This is a genomic window from Brevibacillus thermoruber 423, from assembly GCF_000454065.1.
In the GTDB taxonomy this organism is placed as follows: Bacteria; Bacillota; Bacilli; order Brevibacillales; family Brevibacillaceae; genus Brevibacillus; species Brevibacillus thermoruber.
Map to the genome: position 1 here is coordinate 51,917 of NZ_KE695651.1, position 21,177 is coordinate 73,093.

The 21,177-nt window shown below is 61.4% G+C and carries 24 protein-coding genes; 17 read left to right on the forward strand and 7 right to left on the reverse strand.

Going from position 1 to position 21,177, the window contains the following annotated elements; genetic code table 11:
* Positions 1-29: 29 nt before the first annotated feature.
* Positions 30-1,052, forward strand: a complete 1,023-nt coding sequence (locus tag M516_RS0111640) for a TIGR03943 family putative permease subunit (RefSeq protein ID WP_416358660.1) — start codon at positions 30-32, stop codon at positions 1,050-1,052.
* Between the two features lie 39 nt (positions 1,053-1,091).
* Here M516_RS0111640 and M516_RS0111645 read toward each other — a convergent pair whose 3' ends face one another.
* Both M516_RS0111645 and M516_RS0111650 read right to left on the reverse strand, forming a co-directional pair.
* The gene (locus M516_RS0111645) at positions 1,092-1,739 is read right to left on the reverse strand and encodes a response regulator (protein ID WP_029099266.1); all 648 of its coding nucleotides are present in this window, start codon (positions 1,737-1,739) and stop codon (positions 1,092-1,094) included.
* A complete protein-coding gene (locus M516_RS0111650) occupies positions 1,736-2,545 on the reverse strand; it encodes a sensor histidine kinase (RefSeq protein WP_029099267.1) in 810 nt (269 codons plus the stop codon). Before M516_RS0111650 ends, M516_RS0111645 begins: the two co-directional genes overlap by 4 nt.
* A gap of 112 nt (positions 2,546-2,657) precedes the next feature.
* On the opposite strand from M516_RS0111650, the gene thiD reads away from it, so the two are divergent.
* Positions 2,658-3,452 (forward strand): bifunctional hydroxymethylpyrimidine kinase/phosphomethylpyrimidine kinase, encoded by a 795-nt coding sequence (thiD, locus tag M516_RS0111655; RefSeq protein WP_029099268.1) that lies wholly within the window; start codon positions 2,658-2,660, stop codon positions 3,450-3,452.
* 143 nt (positions 3,453-3,595) lie between these two features.
* On the opposite strand, the gene M516_RS0111660 is transcribed toward thiD, so the two are convergent.
* Both M516_RS0111660 and M516_RS0111665 read right to left on the reverse strand, forming a co-directional pair.
* A complete protein-coding gene (locus M516_RS0111660) occupies positions 3,596-4,948 on the reverse strand; it encodes a DUF4179 domain-containing protein (protein WP_238550970.1) in 1,353 nt (450 codons plus the stop codon).
* A gap of 5 nt (positions 4,949-4,953) precedes the next feature.
* Entirely contained in the window at positions 4,954-5,460 is a 507-nt protein-coding gene (locus tag M516_RS0111665) for a sigma-70 family RNA polymerase sigma factor (protein WP_029099270.1), read from the reverse strand.
* A gap of 145 nt (positions 5,461-5,605) precedes the next feature.
* Here M516_RS0111665 and M516_RS0111670 point away from each other — a divergent pair, with 145 nt between their 5' ends.
* The 9 genes from M516_RS0111670 (at position 5,606) to cdaS (ending at position 11,749) form a co-directional block, all read left to right on the forward strand.
* Positions 5,606-5,818, forward strand: coding sequence for a hypothetical protein (locus M516_RS0111670; RefSeq protein ID WP_029099271.1), 213 nt, complete (start codon positions 5,606-5,608; stop codon positions 5,816-5,818).
* 70 nt (positions 5,819-5,888) lie between these two features.
* Positions 5,889-6,962 (forward strand): spore photoproduct lyase, encoded by a 1,074-nt coding sequence (splB, locus tag M516_RS0111675; protein WP_029099272.1) that lies wholly within the window; start codon positions 5,889-5,891, stop codon positions 6,960-6,962.
* A gap of 240 nt (positions 6,963-7,202) precedes the next feature.
* Positions 7,203-7,838 (forward strand): deoxynucleoside kinase, encoded by a 636-nt coding sequence (locus tag M516_RS0111680; protein ID WP_029099273.1) that lies wholly within the window; start codon positions 7,203-7,205, stop codon positions 7,836-7,838.
* Between the two features lie 47 nt (positions 7,839-7,885).
* Complete coding sequence (locus tag M516_RS0111685) at positions 7,886-8,572, forward strand: deoxynucleoside kinase (protein WP_029099274.1); 687 nt, start codon at positions 7,886-7,888, stop codon at positions 8,570-8,572.
* Between the two features lie 220 nt (positions 8,573-8,792).
* On the forward strand, positions 8,793-9,542 hold the full coding sequence (locus tag M516_RS0111690) for a class I SAM-dependent methyltransferase (RefSeq protein WP_029099275.1): 750 nt from the start codon (positions 8,793-8,795) through the stop codon (positions 9,540-9,542).
* Positions 9,543-9,616: 74 nt separating this feature from the next.
* The gene (locus M516_RS0111695; protein ID WP_029099276.1) at positions 9,617-9,901 is read left to right on the forward strand and encodes a 4a-hydroxytetrahydrobiopterin dehydratase; all 285 of its coding nucleotides are present in this window, start codon (positions 9,617-9,619) and stop codon (positions 9,899-9,901) included.
* Positions 9,902-10,002: 101 nt separating this feature from the next.
* Positions 10,003-10,323, forward strand: a complete 321-nt coding sequence (locus tag M516_RS0111700; protein WP_029099277.1) for a hypothetical protein — start codon at positions 10,003-10,005, stop codon at positions 10,321-10,323.
* A 162-nt stretch (positions 10,324-10,485) separates the two neighbouring features.
* Positions 10,486-10,995: an acyl-CoA thioesterase gene (locus M516_RS0111705; RefSeq protein ID WP_029099278.1), complete on the forward strand. Its 510-nt coding sequence runs from the start codon at positions 10,486-10,488 to the stop codon at positions 10,993-10,995.
* 130 nt (positions 10,996-11,125) lie between these two features.
* Positions 11,126-11,749: a sporulation-specific diadenylate cyclase CdaS gene (cdaS, locus tag M516_RS0111710; protein WP_029099279.1), complete on the forward strand. Its 624-nt coding sequence runs from the start codon at positions 11,126-11,128 to the stop codon at positions 11,747-11,749.
* Positions 11,750-11,755: 6 nt separating this feature from the next.
* Here the strand turns inward: cdaS and M516_RS0111715 are convergent, their stop codons facing one another.
* The 3 genes from M516_RS0111715 to M516_RS26165 form a co-directional block, all read right to left on the reverse strand.
* Positions 11,756-12,172 (reverse strand): thiol-disulfide oxidoreductase DCC family protein, encoded by a 417-nt coding sequence (locus M516_RS0111715; RefSeq protein ID WP_029099280.1) that lies wholly within the window; start codon positions 12,170-12,172, stop codon positions 11,756-11,758.
* Between the two features lie 180 nt (positions 12,173-12,352).
* Positions 12,353-13,858, reverse strand: coding sequence for a histidine ammonia-lyase (gene hutH / locus M516_RS0111720; protein ID WP_029099281.1), 1,506 nt, complete (start codon positions 13,856-13,858; stop codon positions 12,353-12,355).
* 460 nt (positions 13,859-14,318) lie between these two features.
* Positions 14,319-14,693: a hypothetical protein gene (locus tag M516_RS26165; protein ID WP_029099282.1), complete on the reverse strand. Its 375-nt coding sequence runs from the start codon at positions 14,691-14,693 to the stop codon at positions 14,319-14,321.
* A gap of 361 nt (positions 14,694-15,054) precedes the next feature.
* Here M516_RS26165 and M516_RS0111730 point away from each other — a divergent pair, with 361 nt between their 5' ends.
* The 6 genes from M516_RS0111730 to M516_RS0111755 all read left to right on the forward strand — a co-directional run bounded on the left by M516_RS0111730 (position 15,055) and on the right by M516_RS0111755 (position 21,011).
* Entirely contained in the window at positions 15,055-15,399 is a 345-nt protein-coding gene (locus tag M516_RS0111730) for a carboxymuconolactone decarboxylase family protein (RefSeq protein ID WP_029099283.1), read from the forward strand.
* Between the two features lie 184 nt (positions 15,400-15,583).
* Positions 15,584-17,041: an NAD-dependent succinate-semialdehyde dehydrogenase gene (locus tag M516_RS0111735; protein ID WP_420796322.1), complete on the forward strand. Its 1,458-nt coding sequence runs from the start codon at positions 15,584-15,586 to the stop codon at positions 17,039-17,041.
* 45 nt (positions 17,042-17,086) lie between these two features.
* Positions 17,087-18,472 carry a glutamine synthetase family protein gene (locus M516_RS0111740; RefSeq protein WP_029099285.1) on the forward strand — a complete coding sequence of 462 codons (1,386 nt, stop codon included), beginning with the start codon at positions 17,087-17,089 and terminating at the stop codon, positions 18,470-18,472.
* 14 nt (positions 18,473-18,486) lie between these two features.
* Positions 18,487-19,254 (forward strand): SDR family NAD(P)-dependent oxidoreductase, encoded by a 768-nt coding sequence (locus tag M516_RS0111745; protein WP_029099286.1) that lies wholly within the window; start codon positions 18,487-18,489, stop codon positions 19,252-19,254.
* A gap of 70 nt (positions 19,255-19,324) precedes the next feature.
* Complete coding sequence (locus M516_RS25610) at positions 19,325-19,462, forward strand: hypothetical protein (RefSeq protein ID WP_162836751.1); 138 nt, start codon at positions 19,325-19,327, stop codon at positions 19,460-19,462.
* 19 nt (positions 19,463-19,481) lie between these two features.
* Positions 19,482-21,011, forward strand: coding sequence for an amino acid permease (locus M516_RS0111755; protein WP_029099287.1), 1,530 nt, complete (start codon positions 19,482-19,484; stop codon positions 21,009-21,011).
* Positions 21,012-21,177: the final 166 nt, after the last annotated feature.

The window sequence follows — 21,177 nt, forward strand, 5'->3', positions numbered from 1 at the left end:
AACCGTCAACAGTCAAACGTCACTACATCATGCGCAGCCTGATCCTGCTGGGATTTACCCTGCTGCTCGCCGATCTGATCGTCACCGGCCGCCTCAGCCACTACCTGGCGCCCCGGCTGCACATGCTCAGCTACGTAACCGTCGCCATCCTGGCGCTTCTGACAGCCGTCAGCATCCGGCAGGCGGTGGTCGGTCCGGACTCGTACGAGTGCGACTGCGGAGACGCCCACAAGGTGCCGCGCAGTCCCTTCACCGCGCTGGTGGTCTACGGCCTGTTTGCCCTGCCGCTGGTGATGGGGCTTGTGCTGCCGGACAAGACGCTGGGCAGCGCGGTCGCGGAAAAGCGCGGCGTCACGCTGCTGACCGGAGAGGGAAAATGGGTGCAATCCGTCGGCAGTTCGACAAAGCCGGGGTCGGATCAGGCGGGTTCGCCCGCGCCTGACGCCAACGCGATGACGGACGGGACGGAGAAGGCGAAAGGGGCGGGTGAGACGGGGAATACAACGGTGTCCGGCAATGGCGGCCCAGGCAGGTCTGATGCCCCCGAAAAAGCGGGGGACAGCGGGAGTCCCAACCAGTCGGCTCCGCAAACCGACGAGCAGATCCGCCAGCGATTTGCCGCCAACAGCTTCGGCGATTTTTACACGGACATCGCCGTATCCCTGTACAAGCAGCCGGTGATTCACCTGGACGACAAGCTGTTTCTCGACGGCCTGACGACGATGGAGCTGTACGCCAAGGAATTTGCCGGCAAGGAGCTGGAAACGCTCGGCTTTGTTTACCGCGAACCCGGTTTTACGCCGCAGCAGTTTGTCGTCGCCCGCTTTTCCGTCTCCTGCTGCACCGCGGACGCCACCGTCTTCGGCATCCTGGTGGAAGACAAGGCGGCGAGCAAATGGGCAACGGACAGTTGGGTGAAGGTGAGGGGGAAACTGGAGCTTCGCAGCGTGGACGGATACGACATGCTGGTGCTGAAGGCGTCCCGGATCCAGCCCGTCAAGGCGCCCAAGGATCCGTACGTGTACTACGACTTCAACGCCGCTGCCCCATAGAAGCGGCTGGGGGACAGGTGAACGCATCACCTGTCCCCGTCATTTTTTCAGCAGATGGTGGCGGACCGCATAGGCGGCCAACTGTACCCGATTGGCCAACTGCAGTTTTTCCAAGATGTTTTTGATGTGGTTTTTCACTGTGTTTTCCGCGATAATCAGCGCGTCGCTGATCTCCCGGTTGGTTTTGCCGGCCCCCACGTACATGACGATCTCCCGTTCGCGCGGGGTGAGCACGTCCGGCGTCGGCTCGTCCAGTCTTTCCTCCTGGCGGAAGCGGTGAAGCAGCCGCGTCGCCATTTCGCGGGAGACGTCGCTGTCTTCCCCCAGGAGGGCATGCAGATAGGTGATCCAGTCGTCCGGCTCCAGGTTTTTCAGCAGGTACCCCTGGGCGCCGAACTGGATGGCGGTGATCAGGTCGCCGACATCGTCGGATACGCTGAGGATCACCACCTTGATGTGCGGGTACGCTTTTTTCACTTCCCGCGTGGCTTCGAGGCCGCTCCACCTGGGCATGTTGATGTCCATCAGCACCAGATCGGGCTGAAGCTGTCCGCAGAGGGTGTACGCCTCCTCTCCGTCGGCCGCCTCGCCGATCACCTCAAAGGACGGATCTTGTTCCAACAGGCTGCGGATCGCCATTCGCGCCATGGGATGGTCGTCGGCAATCAACACCCGGTATGCGTTCATCTCCCCATTCCTCCGTTTCCGGCCGTCAGCCGTATCTCCGTGCCGCCTGCCGCGCGCTGGCGGATGACGATGGCGGCGCCCAACTGCTTGGCGCGCTCGCACATCATCGCGAGGCCGTATTTTTTCGCTTCGCCGTCAATCGGCGGGATTCCGATGCCGTCGTCTTTAATCACGAGCTGCCAGTTTCCGGGACCGGCACCGACCAGCTTCAGCCACGCGTGGCGGGCATTGGCGTGCTTGCGGATGTTGGCAAACGCCTCCTGGATGACGCCGAACAACTGCACCTCTTCGGCCGGTGAAAAAAAGCCGTCGTCCAGCTTCACCTCCTGCGTCACATCCACTCCCGACAGCGCGCTCCACTGGGAGAGCCACTTTTCCACGCGCTGCGTGAAGCTGCTGCCTTCTTCGGGCAGGGAGCGCAGGTTGAAAATCGCCTGCCGGACATGATTGTCGATGGCCGAAACAGCCACCCGCGCATCCTCAAGCTGTCCCTGCTTCAGCTTGACGTTGAGGAAAAAGAGCGACTGGGCGATGCCGTCGTGCAGTTCCCGCGCCAGCCGTTCCCGCTCCTCGTACACCGCGCGGCGCGCCTGTTCTTCCACCAGCTTGGCATTCATCCGCTCGATCTTGCGGAACATCCAGGTGGCAAACAGAAACGAAAGCAGCAGGGTCAGGATCGTAATGTAGACGTTGCCTGTTTCCATCGACAGGTATTCGAGCAGAAAATCGTGCCGGACAAATTCAAAGCCGCCGATGATGAATGGCGGCAGGAGAACGGTCAGCCAGTAGAGGCTGCGGTACGTCATGCCAAAACCCCTTCCTTTTGCCTGATCCTTCAAACCTCGTATCTAGTATACCGAAGGAGCCGGGCGGATGATATACTCGGGTAAGAGCGAGAGACTGACAGGAGGAGAGAACATGAGCACGGTTGCAAAAGCGATGACCATCGCGGGTTCGGACAGCGGAGGCGGCGCCGGCATCCAGGCGGACCTGAAAACGTTCCATCAGCTCGGCGTCTACGGCACCAGCGCCATCACGGCGGTGACCGCGCAAAATACCCTGGGGGTGGCGGGGGTCTACCCGCTGCCGACCGAAGCGGTGACGCAGCAAATCCGCGAAGTCCTGCGGGACATCGGCGCGGACGCGGCCAAGACGGGCATGCTGTTTGACGCGGCGATCATCCGGGCGGTGGCGGAGGAAGTGCGCGCGTTTCGCCTGGAAAAGCTGGTGGTCGACCCGGTGATGGTCGCCAAGGGCGGGGCCAAGCTGCTGCTGGACGAAGCGATTGACGCGCTGAAAACACACCTGCTCCCGCTGGCCGAAGTGGTGACGCCCAACCTGCCGGAAGCGGAGTGCCTGACCGGCATGACGATCCGCACGCCGGCGGACATGCGGGAAGGGGCAAAGGCGATTCACGCCCTGGGCGCACGCCATGTGCTGATGAAAGGCGGACACCTGGACGGCGAGGAGATCGTCGACATGCTGTACGACGGACAAGCGTTTTACGAAATGGCCCACAGCCGCATTCATACCCGGCACACCCACGGGACCGGCTGCACCTTTTCCGCGGCCCTGACGGCGGAACTGGCCAAGGGGAAACCGCTGGTGGAAGCGGTGGAGCGGGCCAACCGCTTCATCGTCCAGGCCATCGCCACCGCACCGCAAATCGGCGGCGGGCACGGCCCGACCAATCACTGGGCAACCATTGAATAAAACAGCAGCAGAGAGCCCGAGGAGACCTCGGGCTCTTCTTCGTTATGGCGGAAAGGCGGTCGAACGTCCGGGTGACGGCCCGAGCCGCCGATGCCAAACGTTCCGTCCGGCCGATGGCAACCGTTCCAACCGGCCGCAGCCGATCATTTGATGGAGACGGTAAAGTCCCCATTCAGTTTCGCGGGATAATAGGACAGGGTAAACCGATACGTGGACGGAACGCCCTTCTCCGTTTTCCGTTTGAACAGTTCCCCATAATGCTGGACGCCGCCGTCCACGTAGGAAGTCCCCTGGACATGCTCGTACTCGTTGCCCCGGTCATCGGTAAAATCCCGGACATACGGGTGAAACTGGTGAAGATCGCGCTCCTCCACCCGCAGACCGAGGTCCAGCCCCACCACGTCTCCGTTCTGCCGCAGGGCTTCCACCCGCAGTCTGTCGTCCGGCGCCTGCAGCAGCCGGCCGGTTTTTGCGTCGATGACCACGTGCAATTTGTCCTTGTCCAGGGCGCGGATGCCGTCGGCTGTCACGTACAGCTTTTCCGGCGGGGTAAAGTAGCTGCTCTCCAGGTAGTAGACCACGCTGTCCTCGTCGACGGGACGGCTGGATACGCCGTTCCCCCAGAAGGCGAACGTCTCCCCTTTTTCGTTGACCAGACGCAGGTTGTCAAAGCCGAAGATGCGCTTGCTGTTTTTCGGGTCGAAGCGGATGGCCACCTCCGTCTGCGTCGGATAGACGGTGACGCTCTCCACCGTGATGGCCTGACCGTCCACGATCACTGTTTTGTTGACGGGGTACACCTTTTCTGTCAGGTCGGCGAATGTGGACTTGTCGATCGGGATGTCCACGGACAAGGGCTCCAGTACCTGATGGTCCACGGACAGGGTGACCTTGGCGGTGATGCGGTCCGGGATCGGGACGTCATCCGGCATGTAAACTTCCAGCTTGTTATGAATCACGACCGCCTCTTCGACTGCAGGCTGGTGAGACCAGGAGATCCCCCCCTCCAACGGTTTTCCCGACGGATCGTACAGTTCCAGATTTTCCAGCTCCATCACATGTCCCGGCTCCGCGTTCCTGATGGTGTAAACAATCAGCATCCGTCTTTTGTCCATCAACACCTGATCCACCGTAAAGCTCACCTTGTCGCGGACGGCTGACCTGCTAACCGGCTGGGTCAAACCGTGGCGGGCCGCCATCTGCAGTCCCTTGTCGTACTGGATCAGCTCCACCAGCGGCTTCAAGCCGGGAACGCGGCTGACGTAGGCGGCGACGGCGGGGGAGAGGCGGATGGAGAAGACCAGCCCCAGCATCAGCACGCAGGCGGTCAGCGCCGACCAGCCAATCCGGCGCAGGCGTTGCGTGCGCATCTGCCGCCGCCGCGCTTCCACCATGCCGGCCAGGATGTAGCGATCCGCCTGTTCCGGGACCGCCACATGCTGATACCGCTCCCTGATCTCGGACAACTGCTGTTCCGTTTGCTCCCAGTCACGCACCGTGATCACCATCCTTTTCCCAGATCTTCGCGCAGGGTGCCGAGCGCCTTGTGCAGCCACGTCTTGATCGTGCCTTCCGGGTGGCCGAGCAGGGAGGCAATTTCCCGGATGGTCAAATCTTCAAAGTACTTCAAAATGATCACCTGGCGCTGGACGGGAGCCAGGCGGGACAGTGCCTCGTCGATTTGCAGCCGGCTGTCGGTGTCCTCCACGTGGGCGGCCTCCCGTTCGGTCGGCTTCAACTGCCAGCGCCGCTTTCGCTTTTGCTCGTCAATGCAGGTGTGAATCATGATCCGCGTTAGCCAGGTGGACACGTAGGCGGGAGTTTTCAGCTTGGAGAGCTTCAGGTAGGCCCGGCAGGTCACTTCCTGCAGCGCTTCCAGGGCGTCCGTCTCGTTGCGGAAAAAAGCGTAGGCCACCTTGTACAGTTTTTCCTTGTGTGCGCGAATCAATTGGTAAAACGCGTCGTCGTCTCCGCGCTGCGCAGCCGCGACAAGCTGTTCCAGGTTCACGTCGACCCCTCCCGTCTTATTAGACGCCCGGGAGCGGCAAACGGTTTTGCCTGCGCGCGGTTGATCCGCTGTCCAGGTTGAACCGGACGTCCTGCAGCTGCTTACAGTATGGTATCGAGCATGGAAAGGGCGGGTGGAAACAAACATGTGGATCAAATGGAGGACTATTCACGAATCATACGGATTGCCGCGAATGGCCCAGGAGTGCCGGCGGTATCTGGAAACGAGGGGAGTGCGGGTGAGGCTCTTGGCGCAGCGGACAAAGCGGGCCGGACACGTCTACGTGCTGCAGGTGCCTGCGGAGGAGCGGGAAGAGGCCGAGCAGTGGCTGCGCCGCTTCAAACAGACCTTGCAGTAGGTGCCAGCCAGGTTTCTCCGCGGTGGACGTTCGGCGGGCAGGAGATACTAGCCGGAGGAGGGAACCTGCCATGGAAACGACAAGGTTGAACAAGGCGGCATCGACGGACGGCAGCGAGGCGAACCTGTTTGAGCCGGATTTCGTCTTCTTTGAACCGGCCGCACTGGACTACCCGCTCGGCCGGGAACTGTACCGGCGGTATCAACAGCGGGGCCTGCCCATCCGGATGACGACCAGTCACAATCAGGTGCGCGGCATTCCGGGAGAGACGGAGGTGCAGCAGTACCGCAACGCCAAGCGGACACTGGTCGTAGGCGTGCGCAAGACGCTGAAGTTCGAGCCGTCCAAGCCGTCGGCCGAGTACGCCCTGCCGCTCGCCACCGGCTGCGCGGCTCACTGCCATTACTGCTACCTGAACACCAACATCGGCACCAGGCCGTACGTCCGCGTCTACGTCAACACGGACGAAATCTTTGCCCAGGCAGAGCGGTACATCCGCGAGCGGGCCCCCCGGATCACCCGGTTTGAGGCGGCCTGTACCTCCGACCCGGTCGGCATCGAGCACATTACCGGCAATCTGAAGCGGGCCATCGAGTTTTTCGGCAATCAGCCGCTGGGGAGGCTGCGGTTCGTCACCAAGTTTCACCATGTGGACTCCCTGCTCGACGCCCGGCACAACAAGCAGACCCGCTTTCGCTTCAGCATGAACGCGGACTACGTGATCAAGAACTTCGAACCCGGCACGTCCAGCTTTGAACAGCGTTTGGAAGCGGCCGGAAAAGTGGCCAGGGCCGGCTATCCGCTCGGCTTCATTCTGGCGCCGCTTTACCGCTTTGACGGATGGGAAGCGGGCTACACCGATCTCCTGGAAAGGCTTCGGCAGCAGTTGGTCCCCGAGGCGATGGAGGACCTGACTTTTGAACTGATCCAGCACCGCTTTACCACAGTGGCCAAGAAGCTGATCTTGCAGCGATATCCCAAAACCAGACTGGAGATGAACGAAGCGGAACGCAAATACAAGTGGGGCAAGTACGGCAGAGGCAAATACGTCTATCCGGACGAGCAGGCCAAAGAACTGCAAGCCCACCTGGAGCGGGAGATTGCCCGGCTGTTTCCGCAGGCGAAAATCGAGTACTTCACCTGAAGCCGCTGATGATCAAGGGGCCATGCTCCGCCGTCCAGGGTATGCCGTATCAGACAACACCGGTTCGTTCGTTTTCGTATCACGGGTCGGCCTGGCAGATTGCTGGCCGGCCCACAGGTTGTTTGCTGCCATAAAGCTGCCAATGTTTCCCCCGTGAATCGAATCTTTTCGACAAACCGTGACCGTCCATGCTACAATATGGAGTGCTCTCATATCGTGGGAAAGGATTTGTACATAGTCATGAAGTCCATTTTGCTTACCGTCGAGGGGCCGATCGGAATCGGCAAAACATCGCTGTCCCGGGAAATCAGCAAGGCTTTCGGGCTGCAGTTGTTGGAAGAGATCGTCTACGAAAACCCGTTTCTGGGGAAGTTTTACGAGAACATCGCGGAGTGGAGTTTCCAACTGGAGATGTTTTTTCTCTGCAACCGCTACAAGCAGCTTCAGGACATCCGCTCCCGGTACCTGCAGCAGGGCGTGTCCGTCGTGTCCGATTACAACATTTTCAAAAACACGATCTTTGCCAAAAGGACCCTGGACGGTGAAAATTTGCCAAAGTATTTAAAGATTTACGACATCCTCACCGAAGGTCTGCCGCAGGCCAACCTGGTCGTCTATCTGACCGCTTCGATCGACACCGTCATGAAGCGGATCGCGATGCGCGACCGGGACGTGGAGCGCAACATGGATGTGGGGTACATGAAAAACCTGATCGCCGATTACGACGAATTTATGAAAGCGTTTGAACGGTGTCATCCCGATACGCCGGTGATCAAGTTTCACTGCGACGATCTGGATTTCGTGCACAGGCCGGAGGATCTCGCCTACGTGCTCGGCCAGATCGGGCCGCAGATCAGGGCGCTGCAGGAATCGTGAGCGTTTCCAAAGGGCCAACCGCAACTACAGGAGAAGGAGTTACGTTCATGTCAGGATTTAGGAACAGCCATCTTCGCGAAAAATACGGCATACCGAGCAACGCCGTGATCACCATCGGCGGAACGGTCGGGGTGGGCAAGTCCACGTTTACGCGCGCGCTGGCCGAGCTGCTGGGCTTCCGCGTCTCCGTGGAAAAGGTGGACAACAACCCGTACCTGGGCCGCTTTTACGAGGATCTCTCCCGGTGGGGCTTTCACCTCCAGATTTTCTTTCTGGCGGAGCGCTTCAAGGAACAGAAGCGCATGTTCGAATACGGCGGGGGGTTCGTTCAGGATCGCTCGATCTACGAGGACACGGGCATTTTTGCCCGCATGCTGTACGAACAGGGGCACATGACCGAGGAAGATTACCAGACCTACTCCCAGCTTTTTGAAGCCATGGTGATGACGCCGTACTTCCCCCATCCCGACCTCTTGATTTATCTGGAGGGCAGTTTTGAGGACATTCTCAGCCGGGTAAAGGAGCGGGGGCGGCCGATGGAACAGCGGACGCCGGTCGAATACTGGCGGGATTTGTACGAGCGGTACGAACGCTGGATTCGCTCGTTTTCCGCCTGTCCCGTCCTGCGGATCAACATCAACGAGTACGACGTGGTGGCCGATCAGTCCTCGGTGGAAGTGGTCCTGTCCCGGGTGGCGGAAAAAATCCGCCTGGGTCGGTCGTTCCGCCGATAAGGCCAATCGAGTGCAAGCACCCCCTGGCGGCGTGTACCCATGCCGATCGAGGGGGTTTTTTCCGCGCGCAGAATCGGTGCCGGCCGGGGGGGTGACCCTGTCCTGCCGTGAGGGGCGAAGGTCCCCGCCTTGCGCTGCACTTCGAGGCGGGTGAAATGGGCTTTGGCCCAATCCGGCTGTGGTATAATAGTGGCATCTTGGAAATCAAAGGAGCACAGAAATGGCAGAAGAATGGTTTGAACGCAGCTTTCGTGAAGATTACGTGCTGGTGTACCAACACCGCGACGATGCTTCGGCGGACGAGGAGATCGCCAATTTGCTGAAGCGGCTGCCGATCAAGCGCACGGGCAGGGTGCTGGACCTCTGCTGCGGGAGCGGGCGTCACTCGCGGGCCTTGGCTCGCCGGGGATACGACGTGGTCGGGGTGGACTTGTCGTCCGTCCTGCTGCAGTTGGCGGAGGAACAGAACTCGTTTCCCAACCTGCGCTTTTACCGCTACGACATGCGCCACATCCCGTTTCGGGAAGAGTTTGACATCGTCGTCAACCTGTTTACCAGCTTCGGCTACTTCGCTTCCGACGAGGAAAACGCACAGGTGGTCCAAAACATGGCCGCCGCATTGAAACCGGGCGGGGAAGTTGTCATCGATTACCTCAATCCGGCCTACGTCAAGGCCCATCTCGTGCCGCGCTCGACGAAAGAGGTCGCCGGCCTCTTCATCGAGGAGGAGCGCTGGATCGAAGACGGGTTTGTCAAGAAGCGGATCGTCGTCAACGATGCGGAGCAGCCCGAGCCCCGCGTCTATCTGGAGCAGGTGCGCCTGTTCTCCGTGGAGGAGATGACGGCCATGCTGCGCCGGGCCGGATTTGAGCGGATCGAAACCTACGGCGACTACGAATTCCGGCCGTACGAGGCGGAAACGTCGCCGCGCATGATTTTCTACGCCCGCAAGCGGCAGGCTGAGCGCTGATCAGCGTGACTAACCGGACGTGTCGGTGAATATGATGGTGGTAATTCCGTTCACCGAGCGAAGGGGGCGTGCTGATGAGCAGACTGACACTGGAACAGGTGAAAGTGTACATGAACAAAGTGCCCGGCTGGAGGCTGGTGGAAGACCGGATGGCGTTGGCCCGCACGTACCACTGTCCCGATTTTGCCGCCGCCGTCAGCTTCGTCAACCGCGTGGCGGAGCAGTTGGAACACGACAGCCAGCACGTCGAGATCCAGATCTCCGGCGGGGCGGTCACGTTTACGCTGACGACCCGGGACGCGAGAGGACTGACGGGCAAGGATTTTGCCCTCGCCCAGACAATCAGCAAGGTAAGCTAGAACGGCCGATGCGCCGCCCCGTTCATCCGGGCGGCGTTTTTGTTTGGCGGCTGCGGTCTGGTAAGATGGAGTTGTGTACATAATGAAACGGAGGGATTCACATGGAGATTCACCGGCACGATCAGTTGATGGCGGTGATGGAAAAGGAATTTCGCGGACAGGCGGCGGAGATTCAGTTTACCCAGTGGGACAGTGACGGCGAAGACGAGGAAGTGACGCAGTTTCGCGGTGAGCTGATTGACGTGCGGCTGTCGGACAACGAGTTTGGGGAAAAGGATCTGCAGTTGTCGTTTGCCGTTGACGGCGACCAGGTCGTGGACATCCTGATGGAGATTCCTGCGGACGAAGAAGACCTGGCCGCTTTTGCCGACGGGCGCCTCTCCATTTTCGGCACGGAAGCGGAGATCGTTCTGAAACGATAAGCGGGCCGGCGGCTTGTTCACGCTGCGGAAACGGCCGGTTCGGCTGCAGCACGACAGGCGGCAGCAAATGGCGGCGGAAAACGATGTTCACTCGTTTGAAACCTGTCCGCCTTGTGGTATGATGGGAACGTCAACAAGTTGATTGGCAAAGGAGCAACAGCGATGAAAGCTAAGACGACAAAGGAGTCCCGAACCATTCAGGCTTCACTGGTACTGCCGTCCGATACCAACTTTCACAATACCATGTTTGGCGGAAAGATGATGTCCTACATCGACGAAGTGGGGGCCATCGCCGCCATGCGCCACTGCCGCCGGCCGGTCGTCACCGCATCCATCGACTCCATCGACTTCCTGACCCCCGTCAAGATGGGCCAATCCATCTGCCTGGAGGCGATCGTCTCCTCGACGGGAACCACGTCGATGGAAGTGTTCGTGAAAATCATATCCGAGAACTTGCTGACCGGGGAGCGTGCTCTGACCGCCACCTCGTTTTTGACCTTCGTCGCTCTCGACGAAGACGGCAAGCCGACACCGGTTCCGCCGGTCATTCCGGAAACGGAAGAGGAAAAATACCTCTTTGAGACCGCCGAAGAGCGGAAGCAGATGCGCAAGGAACGAAAGCGCAGCACGGAAGCTTTCATCGGCCAGTTGAACATCAAGAAAAGCATTTGACCTGCATCGTCAAATCGTCTAAACCCTGCGGATGGTCACGATCCGGCGGGGTTTTTGTTTGTGCGGTATGCCGATGGGGCCGAACGGTCACAATAATCGCGAACGAACGGTCGTGAATCGAGGGATGGGCATGGAACACGTGGAATGCGACGTCTCCCCGATGAAGGAACAAATCAAGCGGGATTTGCAGGAGATCGTCGAGAATTTGCAGCAGAGCATTTCCGTATTGGCAGACGAGAACAACTGCCTGCTGGGAAAGCTGGAAGAGGTCAAGGAGTGGTTTACCCGGATCGAGGCGAAAGCCGCCTCGTTTTATTTGCAGTGCTACCTGGGGCCTTACACCGATACCTACATGGACCTGACCATCGCCATCCGGCACCTGTCGGAGAGGCGCCACGGCGCGCTGATCGTGGTTCAGCGGAACGATCCGCTTGACCGCTTGATTCAGGCGGGCGTTCCCATCGGCGCGTCGCTCAGCCATTCGCTGCTGGAGTCCCTGTTTTATCCGGGAAGCCCCCTGCACGACGGGGCCGTTCTCGTCCGCGCCAACCGGATCGTGTCGGCGGGCAACGTCCTGCCTTTGTCCAGAGTGGACGCAGGCGGACGCAAGCTGGGCACCCGTCACCGGGCGGCGATTGGACTGACGGAGCAAAGCGACGCGCTCGTCCTGGTCGTGTCGGAGGAGACGGGGAAGACCTCGTTTGCCTTCAAGGGGAAACTGTATCCGATCATGACCGGCGCGCCGGTGCCATGACCTCCCTCACTCCACAAAACGCTGACGGATCTCCGGCGTGGGGAGCAGGCACTGTTCCTGCCGCCCGAACCAGCGGTAGCGGTTGCGGGCAATCCAGTTGTACACGCAGTCGCGGACAGGACGGGGAATCACAAGTCCCAGCGACGAGAGCAGGGGCCACCACCCGTTCAGCTTGCGGCCGACGCGAAGCATCGCGTCCGAGCGGGTGTACAGGCTGTCCCCCTCGATCAGCACGACGGTGCGCAGTTCGTCTGCGGGAAAGCCGTGCCGGGCGAGGAGACGGCGGCCTGTCTCCGACTGGAGCGAAGCGAAGCGGATCCGCCCGGAGGGGTCGCGCGGGATGATAAACCGGACGGCGCCGTGGCACAGGTTGCACACGCCGTCAAACAGCAGAATGGCTTCGGAGCGGGGCGGCTTGTTCATCAAAAGCGCCTCCTGTCACAAAAGTCGGTGCGGAGAGGATGCTGCGGGAACGTGTCAGGCTTGCCGCAGACGGCATACCCCCGGTCGTATCCGCCGCATGATCCTCTCCCTTTCAGCATAACAGATCGGCGGCCGCTTCTCCATTACGCGGATGCGATGGAGGTGTGGCTTCGGGGAACGTCACCAGACCAGCACGCCGCTTCGGATGAGTTCTTCCGCTTTGGCCATGTCGGTGTGCATCTCCCGGTCTTCGGTCAGGCGCGGAATCGCGCGACGGATGTGCTCATAGGCCCGCTGCGTGCCGTCACCCAACCGGCCGCTGCCAAACTCGATCGCCTGGGCGGCCGCCAGGTATTCGATGGCCAGCACCCTGGCCGTATTGGCGACAACGGCGCGCAGCTTGCGGGCCGCCGTCGTGCCCATGCTGACGTGATCCTCCTGATTGGCGGAGGAGGGAATCGAGTCGACCGAAGCGGGGTGGCACAACACCTTGTTCTCCGAGACGATGGAAGCGGCCGTGTATTGGGTGATCATGAAGCCGGAGTGCAGCCCGCCGTGTTCCGTCAAAAAACCGGGCAGGCCGCTGAGCTGCGGATTGACCAGACGCTCCGTTCGCCGTTCGGAAATGTTGGCCAACTCGGCCATCGCGATGGCGAGAAAATCGGCCGCCAGCGCCATGGGCTGACCGTGGAAGTTGCCGCCCGAGATCACCTCCCCTGTGTCGGGGAAGAGGATGGGATTGTCGGTTGCGCTGTTGCATTCCCGTGTGACGGCCGCCCAGACGTATTCCAGCGCGTCGCGCGTCGCCCCGTGGACCTGGGGAATGCAGCGCAGGCTGTACGGGTCCTGGACGCGCAGTTCTCCCGGGGCGGTCGTCCGTTCGCTGCCGTGCAGGTGGGCGAGCAGACGGCGCGCCGACTCCTGCTGCCCCGGATGCGGGCGGGTGAGATGGAGCTGCGGATCAAACGCTTTCGGGATGCCGCGCAGCGCCTCCACGGTCATCGCGGCGATCACCTCGGCGCTCTCCATCAGGATGCGGGCGTCATGCAGGGCGATGGCGAGCAGGGCGGTCATCGCCTGCGTGCCGTTGATCAGTGCCAATCCTTCTTTGGCCTCCAGGCGGATCGGCGCCAGGCCTGCGGCGTGCAGCGCCTCCGCGCCGGACAGGCGCTTGCCCCGAAATTCGGCTTCTCCCTTGCCCAGCATCACCAGCACCATGTGGGCGAGCGGGGCGAGGTCTCCGCTGGCGCCGAGCGACCCCTGCTGGGGGATGACGGGATGGACGCCGCGATTGCACATCTCGATCAACAACTGCAGCGTTTCTTCCCTGATGCCGGAATACCCTTTGGCGAGCGCGTTGATTCGCAGGGCCATGATCGCCCGGACCACTTCCGTCGGATACGGCTCCCCCATGCCGCAGGCGTGACTGACGATCAGGTTTTCCTGCAGGCGGCGGATGTCCCCGGCGGGAATGACGACATCGGAAAATTTGCCAAAGCCGGTGGTAATGCCGTACACCACGCGCCGTTCCCGCACCATGCGGTCCACCAGGGCGCGGGAGCGGCGGACCTGTTCCGCCGCTTCGGGCGTGAGCCGGATTACTGCCCCGCAGCGGGCAATCGCTGTCACCTGGTCGATCGACAAATGGTCGCCGTCCAGGAAAATTACGGTCGGTTGTTCGCTCATGAGCGGCCTCCTTCACCATAAGTGTGTCGTGCGCATGGATTTTCCTCCGTTAGCAAAGCAGAGAACGAAAAAGGAAGAGGGGATAGGACGTTTGATCCTATCCCCTCTTCCCGGGTACCTATGCGATTGGCAAAACGTGCGAGACGCCCGCCCGGCATGCGTTTCCCCACTTTCTGTCCTTTTGAATTATCAGATGATTTCGTCTTTTTTCATTGTACCTGATGGAGGGAAGCAGTCAAGGGGAATCCCGACACGGCGTTCGCACGACCAAGGCAAAATCGGGCTCAGCTTTATCGGCGGGAGTGGGCAGGTGTCGTTTCTCGGAAAGGGTGAATGTCATACCATGTACTGTGCGATTTTACCAGAAAGGACGTGTGACTGTGGAAAAACGCCGCAAGATCCCGCCAATGCCTCCGGCGCTGCCAAGGCCCAGGCGCAAGCCGAAGGAGAAGCCGCTGCCTCATTTGCCGTCGCCGAACGTGCCGTCTCCGAACCTGCCATGGCCGAACCTGCCATCCCCGAACCTTCCGTCCCCGAACTGGCCGTCGCCGAACGTACCGTCGCCCAACCTGCCATCTCCGAACCGGCCGTCGCCGAACGTACCGTCTCCCAACTTGCCGTCTCCGAACCGGCCGTCACCCAATCTGCCGTCGCCCAACATACCGAGGAGACCGCCGAACGTCCGGCCCAACATCCCGATACCGCCGAACGTCAGCCCCAACATTCCGATGCCGCCGAACGTCCGGCCCAACATCCCGATACCGCCGAACGTCAGCCCCAATATCCCGATACCGCCCAGTTCCGAACGGCGCAGACATGGTAGAAGGGAGGACATCGACTACGATCTGGATAAATACCATTACCACCTGGAGCGGATGCACCACTACAAGCAAAAATGCGAGCAGTACCGCCATCACCGCCGGAAATACGGCAGGGACCACGAACTGTACTCCCACCACAAACAGAGAATGCGTCACTACTACGACCGCTGCACGGATGCGGCTCGTCGTCCTGCCGATCCAGCTCCAGTTGTGGCTGCGGCTGCGGCGGCCGGTGCTCTTCCTGCTCCTAACATGATACGCAGCAACGCCGTTCCCAGTGAGCGGCGCTTTTTTTAGTGACGCGCTCCTGCATGAAGCGGTTCGTTTGGGGAAACCTAACCTATCGACAAACGGATCATCTGGAGGAGACTGGCAATGGAGCACTACTTGGCAGAGCAGTATCGGGAAGGGCTGCAGGCGTTTGGTCGGCTGATGCCCGACGCGCTGAACGCCTACACCCGGTTTACCAGCGAGTGTTTTACGCCCGGCGAGCTGTCGTCCAAGGAGAAGCACCTGATGGCGCTCGGCATTTCGCTGTTCGCGGGCAATGAGCACTGCATCGTCTATCACCTGGAAGCGGCGCTGGCGGAAGGCGCGAGCGAACGGGAAATCACGGAGACGGTAGCGGTGGCAGGGGCGTTCGGAGGTGGGACGACGCTGTCCCACGGCGTCATTCTGATCAATGAGGTCATGGAGGAAAAAAAGCTGGACGTGCAGTAGCGCGTCGAATCAGTGGTCACTGCGGAGCAGACCCATGGGGGGTCTGCTCCGTTTTTTGGCTGTCGAAGCCGCTTTCGAACCGTCCGCTTGGCTCACTTCCCAGGTATAGCCGATCGATTGGCACGTACAATGTACTAATCGTTGCACAACCTGTGGCGGTGTCGTGCCGAGAGGAGGAATGGCAGTGACAAACGGAACGCGGGATCAGTGGAATCATTGCTGGATCAACGGGGAGAAGCACTCCCTCCCGACTGCGCTGGACGTGACGAATCCGGCGACGGGGGAGGTGGTCGGACGGGTGCCTCTGGGAGGCGAGCGTGAAGCGCGGCTGGCCGTCGACTCGGCGGCGCAGGCATTCCCGCTGTGGGCCCGGCTTCCGGCCCAGACGCGCGCCGGTTACCTCATGGAGTGGGCCGAGCGGATCGTCCGGGACAGGGACGTGCTGGCGGAACTGCTGACAGCGGAGCAGGGCAAGCCGCTGGACGAAGCACGGGACGAGATCGAAGGCGCCGCCGCGTTTATCCGCTGGTACGCGGAAGAGGGGAAGCGGGCCTACGGCGAGGTGATTCCCGCCTCCAGGGAACAGCAGCGAATCCTGGTGCTGCGCCAGCCCGTGGGCGTAGCCGCTCTGATCACGCCGTGGAACTACCCGGCCGCGATGGTGGCGCGCAAAATGGCCCCGGCGCTCGCGGCGGGATGCACCGCGGTGCTGAAGCCGGCGCGGCAGACGCCGTTGATCGCCGTAGCGCTGTTCGATCGCCTGATGGAGACGGGCCTGCCCGCCGGAGCAGCCAACCTGGTGACGGGCGAGGCCGATGCGATTGGCGGCGCGTGGCTGTCCGATCCCCGCGTGCGCAAGCTCTCCTTTACCGGCTCCACGGCAGTGGGCAAGCAGTTGATGCGCAGGGCGGCCGACCAGGTCAAGCGGCTGTCGCTGGAACTGGGCGGAAACGCCCCGGTGATCGTCTTTCCCGATGCCGATCTGGAGCGGGCCGCCGAGGCCATCGTCGCCAACAAGTTTGAAAATGCCGGGCAGATGTGCAACGGCATCAACGTCATTTACGCCCATCAGGAGATCGCGGACGCGCTGACCGAGCGGATTGTCGCCCGGGTGCGCAGTTTGCGAGTGGGGGCGGGGACGGAACCGGGCGTGCAGGTGGGACCGTTGATTGACGAGAACGCCGTGCGCAGGGCAGAGCAGTTGGTGGCTGACGCCCGTGAAAACGGAGCGCGCATCCTGACGGGCGGCTACCGGCTGGCGGCGGGGGCGTATGCGCGCGGCCATTTCTTCGCTCCCACCGTCCTGGACGGCGTCACCCGCGCCATGGCTGTCACCCGCGAGGAAATTTTCGGCCCGGTTGCCCCTATTGTCCGCTTTGCATCGGAGGAAGAGGTGCTCCGCTGGGCCAACGAGACACCGTACGGGTTGGCGGCGTACGTCTTTACGCGCGATCTGGGCCGCTCCTGCCGGATGAGCGAAGGGCTGGAGTTTGGCATGGTGGCGGTAAACGGCACGTCGCTCAGCGTTCCGCAGGCGCCGTTCGGCGGCATCAAGGAAAGCGGCGTTGGGCGGGAAGGCGGTCATCACGGCTTGGCCGAATACCTGGACGTCAAATACGTGACGTTGACACTGCCCGATTGAGAGGGGAAGGCCAGCCTGACGAAGGTCAGAGAGGAGGGGGTACCAATGACGGAATCGGCGAAGGGACTGCTGAGCGTGGAGGAATTGGAGCACGCCATGCGCAGGGGCGAGATCGACAATCTGATGATCGCCATCGTCGACATGCAGGGGCGCCTGATGGGGAAGCGGTTGACGGCCGATTACTGTCTGCGCGGCGGTCTGCGCAAAGGGACGCACTTCTGCACCTACCTGTTGGGGACCGACATGGAGATGAACACGCCGCCCGGCTACGCGCTGATGAACTGGGAGAGCGGGTACGGCGATTGGCTGGCGAGGCCCGACTGGAGCACGCTGAGGATCGTGCCCTGGCAGGAAAAGACGGCGCTGGTCCTGGCCGACGCGGTGGACGAACAGACCGGCCAGTTGATTCCCATCGCGCCGCGCAGCATGCTGAAACAGCAGTTGGAAAAAGCGGCAAAGCTGGGATTCAGGCCGTTCATGGCGAGCGAGCTGGAGTTTTACCTGTTCCGGCAGACCTACGAAGAGATTCATCGCGGCGGGTACGAGGAGCTGCGGCCGGCCGGCCACTACAACGAGGACTACAATCTGCTGCAGGGGACGAGAAATGAGAAGATTTTCCGGAAAATTCGCAATCTTATGCGGGAAGCGGGCATTCCCGTCGAATCGTCCAAGGGAGAGGCGCATGCCGGCCAGCACGAGATCAACATCCAGTATACGGATGCGCTGCAGTCGGCCGACTGGCACGTGCTGTTCAAGCACGGGGCAAAGGAAATCTGCATCCTGGAGGACCACGCCGTTACGTTTATGGCCAAACCGCATCATCAGTGGACCGGCTCCAGCGGCCATCTTCACCTCAGCTTGTGGGATGCGGACGGCAGCCGCAATCTGTTTTTTGATGCCCAGAGCCAGCCGTACGGCATGTCGGCGCTGATGCAGCATTTCCTCGCCGGGGTGATGGCCCATGTGCGGGAGTTTTCGCTCTGCTACGCCTCGACGGTCAACGCGTACAAGCGCTACGCCCCGGAGAGCTGGGCACCGGTGCATGCGGTGTGGAGCCGTGACAACCGCACCGCCGGCTTCCGCATCGTGGGCGAGGGCAGCAGCCTGCGAATCGAGTCGCGGATTCCGGGCGCGGACATCAACCCGTATCTGGCGTACGCGGCCATGATCGGATCGGGCTTGCTGGGCGTGGAGGAAAAGCGGCCGCTGCCGGAGGAGTGGCGGGGCAACGCGTACGCGGCCGAGGGCGTTCCGCGCGTGCCGTACTCGCTCTACGAGGCGATGGCCTTGTGGCGGGAGAGCGAAGCGGTTCGCCTCGTGTTTGGCGAAACGGTCGCCGACCACTACTACAACATGGCCCGCGTGGAACAGCAGGCGTTCAACGCCGTGGTGACGGCGTGGGAGCGGGCCCGTTATTTCGAACAGGGATGAGGAGGCGTACAGGCATGCGTTTGCAGGACAAAGTGTGTGTCATCACCGGAGCAGGCAGCGGCATGGGACAAACGGCGGCGGCCATGTTTGCGGCCGAAGGAGCCAGGGTGGCCGTCTTTGAAATCAGCGAAACGTCCGGCCAGACTACGGTGGAACGGGTACAGGCGGCAGGCGGCGAGGCGTCGCTGTTCGTCTGCGATGTGGCCGACGAGGAGAGCGTCAAGGCGGCCGTAAGCGCCACCCTGGAGCGGTACGGCAGGATTGACGTCCTGTACAACAATGCGGGGATCATGCCCGCGGAGGATCACTCCGTCCTGGATACACCCGTCGAGGTGTGGGACCGCGTGATGGCCGTCAACGTGCGCGGCACGTTCCTGATGTGCAAGCACGTGATCCCGGCGATGATTCGGCAGGGAAAAGGCTCAATCATCAACATCGCCTCGTTCGTCGCCTTCATGGGCTGCAGCGTCCCGCAGGATGCCTACACCGCTTCCAAAGGGGCGGTCGTTTCGCTGACGCGCTCGCTGGCCATCCAATTCCGTCCCAAAGGCGTCCGTGCCAACGCCATCTGTCCCGGTCCGATCGAGACGCCGCTGTTGACCGAATGGCTGGTCAGCGACGAAGAGGCCCGGCGCATCCGTCTGGGCCGGCAGCCGTCCGGCCGTTTCGGCAAACCGGAAGACATCGTCCACTGCGCCGTCTATCTCGCCTCCGACGAGTCCGACTGGACCAACGGGGCGATTCTGAACGTGGACGGCGGCATCACCTGCAACTACTTTTAAGCGGCCCGGCTGCTCGCGGCGTGAGTTTCACCCGAGACGGGCTTCAAACCAACAGGGGGAGGGGAGCGGGATGCTGCTGCTGGGCCTGGTCCTGGTGCTGCTGACAATCGGCGTGGCGGTCGCCATCGGCTACCGCGCCAACGAAAGCGTCCGCCGGTTTGACGAAAGCCGGCACGAGAGCTTTATCGGTTCCAACCGGAACACCTGAGCGAAAGGAGGAGTCGCGGATGCAACGGGACAAACAGCGGCAGATTCTGGAGGACAAAAAGGACCTGAACAGGTTCGGGTATGCCCAGGAACTGCTGCGTGACATGGGGGGATTCTCCAATTTCGCCATCTCCTTTTCCATCATCTCGATACTCACCGGAGCGGTGTCGCTCTACGGCCACGGCCTGACCTACGGCGGGCCGGGCATGATGGGCTTCGGCTGGACGATCGTCGCCCTGTTCGTCCTGCTGATCGCCGCTTCCATGGCCGAACTGGCCTCCGCCATCCCGACCGCGGGGGCGCTGTACCACTGGGCGGCCGTCCTCGCCAACAAGCGCTGGGGTTGGTACACGGCCTGGATCAACCTGATCGGCCAGATCGGGATCGTCGCCGGCATTGACTACTCGTTCGCCCTGTTCGCCGATCCGCTCCTGGCCGGCGCGTTCGGGTACACGTCATCGGAGACGACGACCCTGGTGCTGTTCGGGATCACATTGCTTTTGCACGGCGCGTTCAATCACATCGGGATTCGCCTCGTCGCCAGGCTGAACGACTTTTCCGCCTGGTACCACATCGGCGTCGTCGTCATTCTGGTCGGCAGCCTGGCCTTTTTCTCCCGGCACGAGCTGCAGCCGCTGGCGTACCTGTTTCAGGTGGGGCAGACCTTCTCCGACCAACCGTACGCCCTGGCGTTCCTGATCGGCCTTTTGCAGGCGCAGTGGACGTTTACCGGCTACGACGCGTCCGCCCACACGATCGAGGAAACGATCAACCCGCGGGTTCGCGCCGCCTGGGGCATTTTCAGTTCCGTGGCCTTTTCGTTCATTTTCGGGTTTGTGATGCTGGCCTTTGTGACCCTCTCCATCAAGGACGCAGCTGCCGCGAGCGGGGCGGAAAACGCCTTCATCCACGTCATCAGCGAAGCACTGGGCGGGACGTTCGGGACGGCGGTGCTTTGGCTGGTGACGTTTGCGATGTGGTTCTGCGGCCTCTCGTCGGTCACCTCGTTTTCGCGGATGCTGTACGCGTTTTCCCGCGACAAGGGTATTCCGTGGAGCCGCCACTGGGCGGAAATCTCCGTCCGATACCGCACGCCGGCCAAGGCGATCTGGCTGGTGGTGATCCTCTCCTTTGCCCTGGCGCTGTTCGACTACATCCTGAAACGGATCAATCCGGACACCAGCTACACCACGCTCGCCTTCCTCACCGCAGTCAGCGTCGTCGGTCTTTACGTCGCCTACGGCATCCCGCTCTACCTGAAACTGCGGGCGGAGGCAAAAGGACTGTTCCGTCCCCAGCACTACGGCCCCTGGAACCTCGGCACATGGAGCAGGCCGATCAACGTGCTCAGTCTCGTCTGGATCGTCTTCATCAGCGTCGTGATGGTGATTCCGCCCAATCAAAACGCAGGGTTCGCCCTGATCGGCATGTTCCTGCTCCTCTTGGTCATGGATCTGGCCTACTACCATCGCCGCTTCCCCGGCCCGCAGGCGGCGCTCGACACGACGGCGGAGGAGATCAAGCGACAGGAATCGCGGTTCGGCAAATGAGAGAAAACGTCCAGCCCTTCCGATTGGAGGGGCTGTTTCCATGTGAATGCCATCACATAAGCGGGTGATGATGTGACAAAAGACCCATTTTTAGCAAAATATGACAATTGTCAATTTACACCATTTGGACAAGCATCCTATAATGAAGATGTTCCTACCCTTTCCA

Bases quoted from the DNA above. Each gene is read 5' to 3' on its own strand.
- M516_RS26165 (WP_029099282.1), bottom strand. From the start codon at position 14,693: ATGTCCTCCCTTCTACCATGTCTGCGCCGTTCGGAACTGGGCGGTATC.
- cdaS (WP_029099279.1), top strand. From the start codon at position 11,126: ATGGAACACGTGGAATGCGACGTCTCCCCGATGAAGGAACAAATCAAG.
- M516_RS0111680 (WP_029099273.1), top strand. From the start codon at position 7,203: ATGAAGTCCATTTTGCTTACCGTCGAGGGGCCGATCGGAATCGGCAAA.
- M516_RS0111740 (WP_029099285.1), top strand. From the start codon at position 17,087: ATGACGGAATCGGCGAAGGGACTGCTGAGCGTGGAGGAATTGGAGCAC.
- M516_RS0111755 (WP_029099287.1), top strand. From the start codon at position 19,482: ATGCAACGGGACAAACAGCGGCAGATTCTGGAGGACAAAAAGGACCTG.
- M516_RS0111715 (WP_029099280.1), bottom strand. From the start codon at position 12,172: ATGAACAAGCCGCCCCGCTCCGAAGCCATTCTGCTGTTTGACGGCGTG.
- splB (WP_029099272.1), top strand. From the start codon at position 5,889: ATGGAAACGACAAGGTTGAACAAGGCGGCATCGACGGACGGCAGCGAG.
- M516_RS0111645 (WP_029099266.1), bottom strand. From the start codon at position 1,739: ATGAACGCATACCGGGTGTTGATTGCCGACGACCATCCCATGGCGCGA.
- M516_RS0111705 (WP_029099278.1), top strand. From the start codon at position 10,486: ATGAAAGCTAAGACGACAAAGGAGTCCCGAACCATTCAGGCTTCACTG.
- M516_RS0111695 (WP_029099276.1), top strand. From the start codon at position 9,617: ATGAGCAGACTGACACTGGAACAGGTGAAAGTGTACATGAACAAAGTG.
- M516_RS0111690 (WP_029099275.1), top strand. From the start codon at position 8,793: ATGGCAGAAGAATGGTTTGAACGCAGCTTTCGTGAAGATTACGTGCTG.
- M516_RS0111745 (WP_029099286.1), top strand. From the start codon at position 18,487: ATGCGTTTGCAGGACAAAGTGTGTGTCATCACCGGAGCAGGCAGCGGC.
- hutH (WP_029099281.1), bottom strand. From the start codon at position 13,858: ATGAGCGAACAACCGACCGTAATTTTCCTGGACGGCGACCATTTGTCG.
- M516_RS0111730 (WP_029099283.1), top strand. From the start codon at position 15,055: ATGGAGCACTACTTGGCAGAGCAGTATCGGGAAGGGCTGCAGGCGTTT.
- thiD (WP_029099268.1), top strand. From the start codon at position 2,658: ATGAGCACGGTTGCAAAAGCGATGACCATCGCGGGTTCGGACAGCGGA.
- M516_RS0111640 (WP_416358660.1), top strand. From the start codon at position 30: ATGCGCAGCCTGATCCTGCTGGGATTTACCCTGCTGCTCGCCGATCTG.
- M516_RS25610 (WP_162836751.1), top strand. From the start codon at position 19,325: ATGCTGCTGCTGGGCCTGGTCCTGGTGCTGCTGACAATCGGCGTGGCG.
- M516_RS0111685 (WP_029099274.1), top strand. From the start codon at position 7,886: ATGTCAGGATTTAGGAACAGCCATCTTCGCGAAAAATACGGCATACCG.
- M516_RS0111670 (WP_029099271.1), top strand. From the start codon at position 5,606: ATGTGGATCAAATGGAGGACTATTCACGAATCATACGGATTGCCGCGA.
- M516_RS0111650 (WP_029099267.1), bottom strand. From the start codon at position 2,545: ATGACGTACCGCAGCCTCTACTGGCTGACCGTTCTCCTGCCGCCATTC.
- M516_RS0111700 (WP_029099277.1), top strand. From the start codon at position 10,003: ATGGAGATTCACCGGCACGATCAGTTGATGGCGGTGATGGAAAAGGAA.